Below are 13,081 nucleotides of genomic sequence, written 5' to 3'. Positions count from 1 at the left end.
AGGGAGAGGGTGGACACGGGCCGCTGCGGATGGGCCAGCATCTCCTCCAGCAGGCGCTGGAAGTGGCCCGCCATGCGCTCCACCGTGGGGCCCTCGAACAGGTCCGTGCTGTACTCCCAATTGCAGTGCAGGCCTTCGTCGCCCTCGCGGCAGAAGAGCGTCAGGTCGTGCCGCGCCACGCCCGCGTCGAGCGGCAGTGCACGGATCGTCAGACCGGACATGTCCAGCGACGGCAGCGGCTCGTTCTGCAGCGTCAGCTTGACCTGGAAGAGGGGAGAGCGGCTGGTGCTGCGCTCGGGGTTGAGCGCCTTGACGAGCTCCTCGAAGGGCAGGTCCTGGTGGGCGTAGGCGCCCAGGGTGGTCTCGCGGACGCGGGCGAGGAAGTCACGGACGGACGGATTGCCCTCCAGTTTCGAGCGGAGCACGAGCTGGTTGACGAAGAAGCCGATGAGGCCCTCGGTCTCGGAGCGGTTGCGGTTGGCGATGTCGGTGCCGACGGGAATGTCGAGCTGGCCTGAGTAGCGCGAGAGCAGGGCCTGGAAGGCGGCCAGCAGCACCATGAAGGGCGTGACACCCTCGCGCTGGGCGAAGCCGCCGAGCCGCTCCAGCAGCTCACGCGGGAGCACACGGTAGAGGCGTGCGCCGCGAGCACCAGGCACCGCCGGACGCGGATGGTCGGTGGGCAGCTCGAGCGCGGCGGGGATGCCGGCGAGTTGCTGGCGCCAGTACGACAACTGGGCCTCGAGTGCCTCTCCCTGCAACCAACCGCGCTGCCAGGCCGCGTAATCGGCGTATTGGATGGGCAGCTCCGGCAGGACGGGCGCCTCGCCACGTGAGAACGCGGAGTAGCTCGCCGCCACCTCGCGGATGAAGATCGACGTGGACCAACCATCCGAGATGATGTGGTGCATCACCATCACCATCACGTGGACGCGCGGCTCCAGCTCCAGCAGGGAGATCCGCAGCATCGGGCCGCTCCGGAGATCGAAGGGCCGCTGCACCTCCTCGCGGACGTGGCGCAGGATCTCCTCGTCCCGAGTGGCCGGGACAATGGCGCGCAGATCCACCCGGCGGAGCTGGATCGTCTGCTCCGGGAGGACCTGCTGCCGCGGCTCACCCGCCGCGTCGGCGAAGCTCGTCCGCAGCGCTTCATGCCGCTGGACGAGCGCGTTGATGGCGCGCTCCAGCACGGCGACATCCAGCTCGCCCTCGATCCGCACGGTCGCGGGCGTGTTGTAGAGCGCGCCGCCCGGCTGGAGCTGCTCCAGGAACCACAGCCGCTGCTGCGCGAAGGACACGGGCATCGGCCCGCCGCGAGGCAGGCGCGCCAAGGGCGGAGCCCTCAGTCCCGCTCCGAGCTGCACGGCGGCGTCCACGCGCGACGCGAGCCCGGCCAGCGTGGGCGCGTCGAAGATCGCCCGCACGGGCAGCTCCACCTGGAAGGCGCCGCGGATGCGCGAGGTGGCCTGGGTGGCGAGCAGCGAGTGGCCTCCCAGCTCGAAGAAGTTGTCGTGGAGGCTGATCCGCTCGCTCCCCAGCAGCTCGCGCCAGATGCCGGCGAGCAGCTCCTCGGTGGGCGTCCGGGGCGCGACGAAGGCGCGCTCGTGCCCGGGCGTCGCGTCCGGCACGGGCAGCGCCTGCCGATCCACCTTGCCATTCGGGGTCAGCGGCAGCGCCTCCAGCGGCACCAGCGCGGAGGGCACCATGTACTCGGGCAGCCGCTCCGCGAGGTGGTGGCGCAGCGCACTGGCGTCCAACGTTCCGCCCGCTCCCGGCACCACGTACGCCACCAGGCGCCTGTCTCCCGGTGCATCCTCGCGGGCCACCACCAGGGCCTCCCGCACGGCCGGGTGCCGCCGCAGCACGGCTTCAATCTCACCCAGCTCGATGCGGAAGCCGCGGATCTTCAGCTGGAAGTCCACGCGCCCGAGGAACTCGAGGGTGCCGTCCTTCAGGTGGCGCGCCCGATCTCCCGTCCGGTACAGCCGGGCGCCGGGCACCGCGCTGAACGGATCCGGAATGAACCGCTCGGCCGTCAGCTCCGGCCGTCCGAGGTAGCCACGGCCCACGCCGCGGCCTCCGATGTACAGCTCGCCCGGCACGCCCACCGGAACCGGCTGGAGGTGGGCATCGAGGACGTAGAGCTCCGTGTCCGGCAGCGGCCGTCCCAGCGGCACGCCCGCGGACAGCCGCTCGTCCTGGCTCCAGGGGACCCGGTGCGTGACGACACCCACCGTCGTCTCGGTGGGGCCGTAGTGATTGAAGACCTCGCACCGGGGCGCGAGCGCGTGGACCCGATCCACCAGCTCCCAGCTCGACGCGTCACCGCCCAGCACCAGACGCTGGCGCGGCAGCAGGCGCTCGGGCGTGGGCGCCGAGAGCAGCGCTCCCAGGTGTGAGGGGACGATCTTCAGGCAGTCCACCGCGTGGCGCTCGAAGTACTCGGCCAGGCGCGCGGGATCCATGGCCCGCTCCTGGGAGACCAGGTGCAGCGCCCCGCCGTTCAGCAGCGTGGGGAAGATGGCCGTGTGGCCGAGATCCGCCGCGAGCGTGGACACCGAGGCGAAGCTCGCGCCCGCTGGCAGCTCCAGCCGGCCGGTGACGCCCTCCACGTAGTGCAGGAGCTGCCGGTGCTCGATGGCCACGCCCTTGGGCCGGCCGGTCGAGCCCGACGTGAAGATGACGTAGGCGAGGTTGTCCGGCGAGGCGGTGCGGCCCGGGCGGGCGCCGCTCTCCCGCGCGAGCGCCTCCGCCTCCTCGTCCAGCCGGACGAGCCGCCCGTCATAGCCCTCCAGCGTGGCGGTGAGCGCACGCGACGTCACCACCACGCGGGCTCCGGAGTCCTCGAGGATTCCACGGAGCCGCTCGGCGGGATGGGCCGGATCCAGCGGCACGTAGGCCCCTCCGGCCTTGAGGATGCCGAGCATCCCCACCAGCGCCTCCACCGAGCGCTCCAGCAACAGGCCCACCGGCGTTTCGGGACCCACGCCCCGCGTCCGCAGGAAGCGCGCGAGCTGGTTGGCGCGGCGATCCAGCTCCCCGTAGCTCAACCGGGACTCCTCGGCCACCACGGCGAGCGCTTCCGGGTGGGCGTCCACCCGGGCCTCGAACAGCTCGTGGAAGCACGCCTGCGCGGACGGCCTTCCACTCCGCTCTCCGTTCCACTCCCGCAGCACCTGGTGCCGCTCCGTCTCGTCGAGCAACGGCGCCGAGGCGTAGGAAGCGTGCGGCGTGAGCGCCAGGGTCTCCAGCGTGCGCAGGTAGTAGCCCGCGAGCCGCTCCAGCGTCAGTCCCTCCCGGGGCTCTCCGTTGCTGCGCAGGCCGAGGAGGAGCTCGGAGGACTCCGGATCCATGCTGAAGGTGACGCCCAGCGGCATCTCCACCCACGCGATGGTCCGCATCTCGTCCACCAGGCGGATGCCCTCGAGCCGCGTCAGCCCACTGGCGACGTGGAAGTGGACGAACGTGAACATCGTTTCGAACAGGGACTGCCCGCCGAGCTGCCGCTGCAGGGTGGCCATCGGGTAGCGGCGGTGGGGGAGCATCTCCTGCTCCCGCGCGGCCACGGCCTGGATGAGCTCGATCCACGTGCCGCCCTCGAGCCGCAGGCGGAAGGGGAGGCTGTTGAGGAACAGGCCGAGGGTGCGCTCCGCGTCGCGGACCTCGGGGCGGCCGTTGGTGGTGAGGCCGGTGACGACGTCGGTGCTGCCTTCCAGCAGACTCATGACGCGCAGGTGCGCGGCGAGCAGCACGTTCTTGATGGGGACCCCGGCCGTCCGGGCCACGCGCGAGAGCGCTTCCTGGAGCGAGGTGGGGATGCGGAGCGGGTGGAGCCGGAACGCCTCCAGCTCCTGGCGGCGCTTGCCACTCCAGGAGGAAGCGGCGGCGCGGTCGCGCAGCAGCTCCTTCCAGAACCGCTCGCCGGGCTTGGAGCGGAGTGCCTTGCGCTCCAGCGCGATGAACTGCTGGAAGGACGCGGCCAGCGGAGCGGGCTCCAGCGTCTCACCCTTCAGGCGGGCCACGTAGCCCCCGAGCAGCTCGCTGAGCAGCACGGCGCTGCTCCAGCCATCCAGGATGGCGTGGTGCGAGGTGAGGGTGAACTGGAGGGTGGTGTCCGAGCGCCGGTGGACGGTGCACCGCAGCATCGGCGAGCGCTCCCAGTCGAAGGGACGGGCGCGCTCCGGCTCGAGCCACGTGTCCAGGAACGCGTCCTGGTCGGACGGGAACAGGTGGCGCAGATCCTCCACCTGGAGGGGAATCTCCAGCTCCCGGTGCACCACCTGGAGCGGCTCGCCGTAGCGGCTCAGGTCGAACGTGGTCCTCAGCACCGTGTGGCGCCGGCCCATCCGGGCGAGCTCCTGCTGGAGCGCGGGGACGTCCAGGGGCAGCTCCAGGTGGAGGCTCACCGTGTCGTGGTACAGCGCCAGCTCCCGGTTGAGCTCGCTGTGGAAGAGCATGCCCGCCTGGAGCACCGCCAGCGGGTAGGCATCCTCCGCGTCCGCGGGCAACCGCGAGCGATCCGCCTCGGAGATGAGGCCGAAGGGCTGATCTCCTCCGGGCTCCAGCACCTCCGCGTCGAGGCTCCGGGCCACTTCCGCCAGGCCGCGGACGTTCTGACGCTGGAGCAGATCCGCGATCGTGATCTCCAGGCCCCGCTCGCGGCACCGCGCGACCACCTGGATGCTGCGGATGGAGTCTCCGCCCAGGTGGAAGAAGTCATCGTCGATGCCCACGCTCTCCAAGCCCAGCACCTCGGCGATGGCGGAGGCCAGCAACTCCTCCACGCGCGTGCGGGGCGCGGTGAACGCCTTCTCCAGACGCGGCCGCTCCCCACCCGGCGCGGGCAGCGCGCGGCGATCGAGCTTTCCACTGGATGTCAGCGGCAGCGCGTCCAGCACGACCAGCGCGGCGGGCACCATGTACGCGGGCAGCGCATCTCCCAGCCGCTTGCGCACCGACTCGATGGTCGGCGCCTCCTCGCCGGAGACGACGGCGTACGCGACGAGCGACTTCTCGCCCGCGAGCTCATGCACCGCCGCGGCGGCCTCGCGGACGCCGGGGTGGCGGCGCAGCGCCTCCTCCACCTCACCCAGCTCGATGCGGTGGCCGCGGATCTTCACCTGGCCGTCCCGGCGCCCGAGGAACTCGAGGCTCCCGTCCGGCAGGTAGCGCACGAGGTCTCCCGTCGAGTACAGCCGCTCGCCGGGCGCCGTGCCGAAGGGATCGGGGATGAAGCGCTCGGCGGTCAGCTCCGGCCGTCCCAGGTAGCCGCGCGCCAGGCCCACGCCGCCCACGTACAGCTCTCCCACCACGCCCACCGGCACCGGCTCCAGCGCCGGGCCCAGCACGTAGAGCCGCACGTTCGGGAACGGGCGGCCGATGCTCAACCGCTTCGGATCAACCTCCGCGGTGATGGTGGCGCAGACCGTCACCTCCGTGGGGCCGTAGGCGTTGAGGAAGCGCCGGCCGGGCTTCCACCGCCGCACCAGTTCCGGCGAGCAGGCCTCACCCGCGGAGATCACCGTCTCCAGCGCGGGCAGTCCCTCGGGCTCCAGCTGCGCCAGCACCGAGGGGGTGAGGGTGACGGCGGTGATGTGCTGCTCCCGCAGCGTCGCCAGCAGGGGGGCTCCGGGCATGAGCGCCTCGCGCGGGGCCAAGCAGAGCCGGGCGCCAGCGAGGAGCGTGGAGAACACCTCGCACACGGAGGCGTCGAAGCCGGACGCGGCGAACTGGAGCACCCGGCTGTCCGGCCGCACGCCGTGCGCGTCGATGGCCGCCAGGGCGGTGTTGCACAGGCCCCGGTGGTGGAGCAGGGTGCCCTTGGGCTTGCCGGTGGAGCCGGAGGTGTAGATGACGTAGGCGAGGTTGTCCTCTCCCACGCCGCTCTCCACGTTGCCGCCCGGCTCCCGCTCGATGCGCTCCCACTCCTCATCCAGGCACAGGACGTAGGCCACGCGCAGGTTGAGCGGCTCCACCAGCTCGCGCCGCGTCACCATCACCGCCAGCCAGGCGTCCTCGGCCATGAACTCCAGGCGCTCCGCGGGCAGGGTGGGATCCATCGGTAGGTATGCGCCACCGGCCTTCAGGATGCCGAGCAGCCCGATGACCATCTCCAGCGAGCGATCCATCAGCAGGCCCACGACGACCTCGGGGCCCACGCCGCGGCGCCGCAGGGCGCGGGCGAGTTGATTGGCGGAGTGGTTGAGCTCGCGGTACGTCAGGGAACGTCCCTCGAACGACACGGCGATGGCGTCCGGAGTGCGCTCGGCCTGGCGCTCGAACAGGTGGTGGGCGCAGACGCCGCGCGGGACGTCCACGCCGGTCCGGTTCCAGTCCACCAGCAGCTCGCGGCGCTCGTGCTCGGGCAGCAGCGGCAGCAGGGACAGCCGCTGGCCGGGATTCGCGGCGATGCCCTCCAGCAGCGTCCGGAGGTGCTCCACCATCCGGGCCGCCGTCGAGGGCTCGAACAGGCCGGAGTTGTACCGCAGGCTTCCGGAGAAGCCCCGGGCCTCCTCGGAGAGCGACAGGATGAGGTCGAACTGCGAGGTCCGGATCTCCGTCTCCACGGGCCGGAGCGTCAGTCCGGGCAGCTCCAGCGCGGGCAGCTCCTCGTTGAGCACGAACCACACCTGGAACAGCGGCGAGCGGCTGGGATCGCGCTCGGGCTGCAGCTCTTCCACCAGCTTCTCGAAGGGGAGATCCTGGTGGGCATAGGCCTCCAGCGTCACCTGGCGCGCCTGGGCGAGCAGCTCGCGGAAGGTCATGCCCTCCGAGGTCCGCGCGCGGAGCACGAGGGTATTCAGGAAGAAGCCGATGAGCCCTTCCAGCTCGGTCTGGTTGCGGCCCGCGATGGGCGAGCCGACGGTGAGGTCGCTCTGCCCCGAGTACCGGGAGAGCAGCACCTGGAAGGCGGACAGCAGCGTCATGAACGGTGTGACGCCCTCGCGGCGGCTCAGCTCCCGGAGCGCACGGGACAGCGGCTCGCCCAGGTGCAGCGGGACGCTCGCGCCCCGGAAGCCCTGCACCACCGGACGGGGGTGATCCGTGGGGAGCTCCAGGGCGCGCGGTGCGCCCGCGAGCTGCTGACGCCAGTACGCCAGCAGCGTCTCCAGCGCCTCGCCCTGGAGCCAGCCGCGCTGCCAGACCGCGTAGTCCGCGTACTGGAGCGGCAGCTCCGGCAGTGGCGTGGGTTGCCCGCGGGAGAAGGCCTCGTAGAGCGCCGCCACCTCGCGCAGCAGCAGGCCGATGGACCACCCGTCCGAGGCGATGTGGTGCATCGTCACCAGCAGCACGTGCTCGCGCTCGCCCAGCTTCAGCAGCGCCGTCCGGAGCAGGGGCCCCTGGGAGAGCTCAAAGGGCCGCTGCGCCTCCGCATCGGCCCGCTTCAGCACCTCCGCTTCGCGCTCCGCCTCCGGCAGCCCGCTCAGATCGACGAGCGCCAGCTTCAGCGGCTCCGCCGGGGCGGCCGTCTGGACGGGCCCTTCCGCGCTCGCGGAGAACCGCGTCCGGAGGATCTCATGCCGGCGGAGGAGCTCCCCGAGGCTCCGCTCGAGCGCCGCCACATCGAGCGGCCCCTCCAGCCGGGCCAGGCCGGGCATGTTGTAGAGGGTATGGCCCGGCATGCGCTGCTCGACGAGCCACAGCCGCTGCTGCGCGAACGAGAGCGGCGAGGCTTCCCGCCGTGCCATCCGCTGGGGCGGCGGCACCCGCAGGCCCTGGCGCGCGCGCACCGCGGCCTCGATCGTCCGGGCCAGGCCCGCGACCGTGGGAGCCTCGAAGAGGGCGCGCAGCGGCAGCTCGACCTGGAAGGCCGTGCGGACCCGGGAGATGACCTGCGCCGCGAGCAGCGAGTGGCCTCCCTGCTCGAAGAAGGACGTGTGGAGCCCCACCTGCTCCTGGCGCAGCACCTGCGACCAGAGCCCCGCGACGGCCTCCTCGATGGGCGTGCGCGGCGTGGCCGGGGGCTCGCCCGTTCCGGACCAGGCCACGGCCGGCAGTGCCCGGCGATCCACCTTTCCGCTGGGTGTCAGCGGCAGCGCCTCCAGCGTCACGAAGGCCGAGGGGATCATGTAGTCGGGGAGCGACGCCTTCACGAAGGCGCGCAGCTCTCCCACGTGGACCTCGTGTCCGGGCCTCGCGACGACGTAGGCGGCCAGCCGCTTGTCGCCCGGCGTCTCCTCGCGGACGTCCACCACCACGTCCTGAAGCTCCGGCCTGCGCCCGAGCACCGCCTCGATCTCTCCCAGCTCGATGCGGAAGCCGCGCAGCTTCACCTGGTTGTCGGCGCGGCCGAGGTACTCCAGGTCCCCGTTGGGGAGGAAGCGGACGAGGTCCCCGGTGCGGTACAGGCGGGCGCCGGGCTCATCACTGAAGGGGTGGGGGACGAAACGCTCGGCGGTGAGCTCCGGGCGGCCCAGGTAGCCGCGGGCCAGACCCACGCCACCGACGAACAGCTCACCGGGAACGCCCGGGGGAACGGGCCGCAGATCCCTCAGGACATACACCTGCACGTTCGGCCAGGGGAAACCGATGGTGGGCCGCTGCGCGGAGACGTCCGGCCGCAGGGTGGCGCAGACGGTGACCTCGGTGGGGCCGTAGGCGTTGAGCAACGTGCGGCCCGGGCGCTTCCACCGGGAGACGAGCTCCGGCGTGCAGGCCTCTCCGGCGGAGATGATCGTCTCCAGCGCCGGCATCCCCTCCGGAGCCAGCTGGGCGAGCACGGAAGGCGTCAGCGTCACGTGGGTGATGGCCTGGCGCTCCAACACCGTGCGCAGGGGCTCTCCCGGCATCATCTCGTCGCGGGTGGCCAGGCACAGCCGCGCGCCACCGAGCAGCGTGGAGAAGATCTCGCAGACGGAGGCATCGAAGCCGGGGGCGGCGAACTGGAGCACCCGGCTGTGCGGCTTCACGCCGTGGGCCCCGGCCGCGGCCAGGGCCGTGTTGCACAGGCCCCGGTGCGTGAGCAGCGTGCCCTTGGGCCTGCCGGTGGAGCCGGAGGTGTAGATGACGTAGGCCAGGGTGTCGCCGTCCACGTCCACGTCGAGCGGGCCGGCGGGCTGCGCGGCCTCCTCGTCACGCAGGGCCTCCAGCAGCACCACGCGGGGACTGTCACCGAGCCGCTCCACCAGCGGGCGCTCGGTGAGCACCAGGGGCGCCCCGGTGTCCTCGAGCATGAAGGCGAGCCGCTCCGTGGGGAGCGAGGGATCCAGGGGGACCCAGGCGCCGCCGGCCTTGAGGGTGGCGAGGATGCCCACCACGAGCTCGACGGAGTTGTTCAGGCACAGGCCGGCCACCGTCTCCGGGCCCACGCCGCGCGCGCGCAGGACCCGCGCGAGCCGGTTCGCGCGCTGATCGAGCTCCCGGTAGGTGAGCGTCAGCGCTCCCGACGAGACGGCCGGTGCGTCCGGGGTGCGCTCCACCTGCCGCTCGAAGAGGCGGTGGGCGCCGGTCTCCCGGGTGAGCTCGCGGCCGGTGTCGTTCAGTGCTTCCAGGAGCTGGTGCCGCTCCTCGACGGTGAGCAGCGGCAAGGCTCCCAGCCGCTGGCCGGGATCGGTCACCACGCCGTCGATCACGGTGCGCAGGTGGCCGATCAGCCGGGTGAGGGTGTCCGGCTCGAACAGATCGGTGCTGTACTCCAGCCGGCCCTCGAGTCCCCGCGGCGTCTCGGTGAAGGCGAGCGCGAGGTCGAACTTCGAGGTGCCGCTGTCCAGCTCGAGCACGCGCGAGGTGGCGCCCGGCAGCTCCAGCTCCGCCACCGGCGCGCCCTGCAGGACGAGCATCACCTGGAAGAGCGGAGACCTGCCGAGGTGCCGCTCCGGCCGCAGCTCCTCCACCAGCTTCTCGAAGGGGACGTCCTGGTGGGCGTAGGCCTCGAGCGTCGTCTGGCGCACGCGGGCGAGCAGCTCGCGGAAGGTGAGCCCGGCGCCCAACCGGGTGCGGAGGACGAGCGTGTTGACGAAGAAGCCGATGAGCCCTTCCACCTCGGCGCGGTTGCGGCCGGCGATGGGGGTGCCCACGCTGATGTCGTCCTGGCCGGAGTAGCCCTGGAGCAGCACCTGGAACGCCGCGAGCAGCGTCATGAACAGCGTGGCGCCTTCTTCCTGGCCCACCTTCTTCAGCGCGTCCACCTGGGCCGCGGGCAGGAGGAACCCGAGCGTCTGGCCGCGGTACGTCTGGACCGGGGGCCTGGGGTGATCCGTGGGCAGCTCCAGCAGCGGCGGGGCCCCGGCGAGCTGGCCGCGCCAGTACGCCAGGCGGGACTCGAGCGCATCGCCCTGGAGCCGCGCCCGCTGCCAGGCCGCGTGGTCCGCGTACTGGAGGGACAGCTCCGGCAGGGGAGAGGGCCGGCCGGCCACGGCGGCGCCATGGAGCGCGGCGACCTCCCGCGCGAGGATGGACATGGACCAGCCATCCGTGACGATGTGGTGCATCACCAGCAGCAGCACGTGCCGGTGCTCGCCCGTCCGCAGGAGCGTGACGCGCAGCAGGGGCCCACGGGCCAGATCGAACGGCGCTCGGGCCTCCTCGGCGGCGCGCCGCTTCGCCTCGGCCTCCCGGGCGTCCTCGGGCACGCCGCGCAGATCCACCTGGGCGATGGGGAGGGGCGCGGCGGGGGAGATCGCCTGACGGGGCTGTCCGGTGTCGGCGGGGAACACCGTGCGCAGCGCCTCATGGCGCCGGACGGTCTCCGCGAAGGCCCACTCCAGCGCGGACAGCTCGAGCCGTCCCTCCAGCTCCACGGCGGCGGCGATGTTGTAGAGCGGGCTCCCGGGCTCGAGTTGATCCAGCAGCCACAGCCGCTGCTGCGAGAACGAGAGCGGCAGCGGCCTCTCGCGCTCCACCCGCGCGAGGGGCTGGCCAACGGTGGCCTCCGAAGCGGCTCCCTTTCCCGCGAGCTGTTGCACCAGCTCCTCGAGGGTCGGGCCGCGCAGCAGCGCCTCCATGGGCAGCACCACGCCGAGCGCCCGCTCGATCTCGTGCGCCAGCTCCACGGCCGCGAGCGAATCGAGACCCTGGCGCGTCAGCGGCTCGGCCGGCTCCAGCTCCTCCAGCCGGACCCGCAGGCGCGCGGCGGCGATGGCGCGCAGCCAGGCCATGAGCTCACCGGGCGAGGCGCCTGGCGCGGGCAGCGGCAACCTGGCGGCGGGAGCTTCTCCGGACTCCCCGGCCTCCTCGTGCCAGCTCCACACCGGCCGGAGCGCCTGCTGCAGGAAGCCCTCGCGGCAGGCACGGCGCTGGATCTTCCCGCTGGACGTCTTGGGGATGCTGCCGGGCTCGAGCAGCACGAGCGCGTGGAGCTGCACCTCATGCGCCTCGGCGAGCGCCTGACGCACGGCCCCCAGCACCTCCTCCAGCTTCTCCGGCAGCTTGCGCGGATCCACCTCCTGCACGATGACGAGCCGCTCACCGCCGCTGCCCTCGATGGCGAACGCCGCGCCGCAGCCCGGCCGCAGCGCGCGGTGGCTGCGCTCCACCGTGAGCTCGAGGTCCTGCGGGTAGTGGTTGCGGCCGCGGAGGATGATCAGATCCTTGAGCCGCCCGGTGACGAAGAGCTCGCCGTCGATGAGCGTGCCCAGGTCACCGGTGCGCAGGTAGGGGCCCGCGCCGTCCGCGGTGCGCGCGTGGAAGGCCTGCTCCGTCTCCTCCGGCCGGCGCCAGTAGCCCTTCGCCACGCTCGGGCTGGAGAGCCAGAGCTCGCCCACGGCGCCATCGGGGCAGCGCTCGAGCGTGGAGGGGGACACGATGAGGATCTCCCCGTCCGGCAGTACCCGGCCGCAGCCGACCAGGGTGCGCGCGCCGGGCTGGCCCTCGCGGACCGTCACCGCGCGGCTGCGCTCCAGCTCCGCCGCGTCCAGCGCCTTGCGGATGGGCAGCGTGGAGGCGGCGCCACCCGAGACGATGAGGGTGCTCTCGGCCAGGCCGTAGCAGGGGTAGACGGACTCGGGGCGGAAACCGTGGGGCGCGAACGCCTCGGTGAAGCGATCCAGCGTCTCCGGGCGGATGGGCTCCGCGCCGCAGAAGGCCACCTTCCAGCGCGACAGCTCCAGCCCCTCCCGCTCCTCGGGAGACATCTTCCGGACGCACAGCTCGAAGGCGAAGTTCGGGCCTCCGGAGATGGTGGCGCCGAAGCGGGACACCGCCTGGAGCCACCGGGCGGGCCGCCGCAGGAACGTGAGCGGCGACAGGAGCGCCACGGGGAAGCCCGCGTACAGCGGCTGCAGGATGCCGCCGATGAGGCCCATGTCGTGGTACGGCGGCAGCCAGATGACGCCCTGGCTGTCTCGCTCCACCTGGAAGGCGTGCGAGATGTGCTTCAGGTTGTGGAGCAGGTTCTCGTGGCTCAGCATCACGCCCTTGGGCGTGCCGGTGGAGCCGGAGGTGTACTGGAGGAAGGCCAGCGAGCCCGCGTCGAACCCGGGCCGGCGCCAGCCCGCCTCGAGCCCCTCGGGCAGCTCGTCGGTGGCCACCCACTGCAATGCCTTCAGCTCGGGGGCCTGCTCGAAGAGCGCCTCCACCATGGACACGATGAAGCCCGTGGTGAGCACCACCGAGGCCTCCGCGTCCCGGATGATGGCCCGCAGCCGCGGCAGGGTGCGCTCCAGGCGCGAGGGATCCGGCGGGTACGCCGGCACCGCGGGCAGCCCCGCGTAGAGGCAGCCGAAGAAGCCGGCGATGTACTCGAGCCCCGGCGGATACAGCAGCATGGCGCGCTCGCCCGCGCTGGAGTGCTGTCGCAGGTGCGCGGCGATCCGGCGCGCCCGCTGATCCATCTCCGCGTACGTGAGCGTGAGCTCCTCGCCCTCGTCGTCCCCGAGGAAGGTGTAGAGCCGCTGGTCCGCATGCTCCGAGGCGCGGGCCTGGAGGATGTCGACAAGGGTTCCGGACCGACCCTGGAGATCGGTTGTATCGGCGAGGATGCGCATGATGCCTCTTGGACTCACATGCTGAGCCTTCGCTCGCACCCCGTGGGTGGGCGGCGGCTGCGGATGGGATCAGTGGGGCCGCAATCCTTAGCACAACACTGTTTTCCTGCGTAGCCGTGAAATTCCAGTGAGACTCGGGTGACACTGTGACTGCGAGT

The 13,081-nt window shown here is 72.2% G+C and carries 1 protein-coding gene; it reads right to left on the bottom strand.

The genetic code is table 11. The features are described from left to right. A partial coding sequence (locus tag AC16DP_RS38120) for an amino acid adenylation domain-containing protein (protein WP_483956949.1) occupies positions 1-12,923 on the bottom strand: 12,923 nt, incomplete at its 3' end. Positions 12,924-13,081 lie beyond the last annotated feature (158 nt).

The sequence above is a fragment of the Archangium sp. genome, assembly GCF_057119385.1.
Note: the sequence above shows the minus strand (reverse complement) of the source record. Positions and strands in the feature narration are given on the sequence as shown.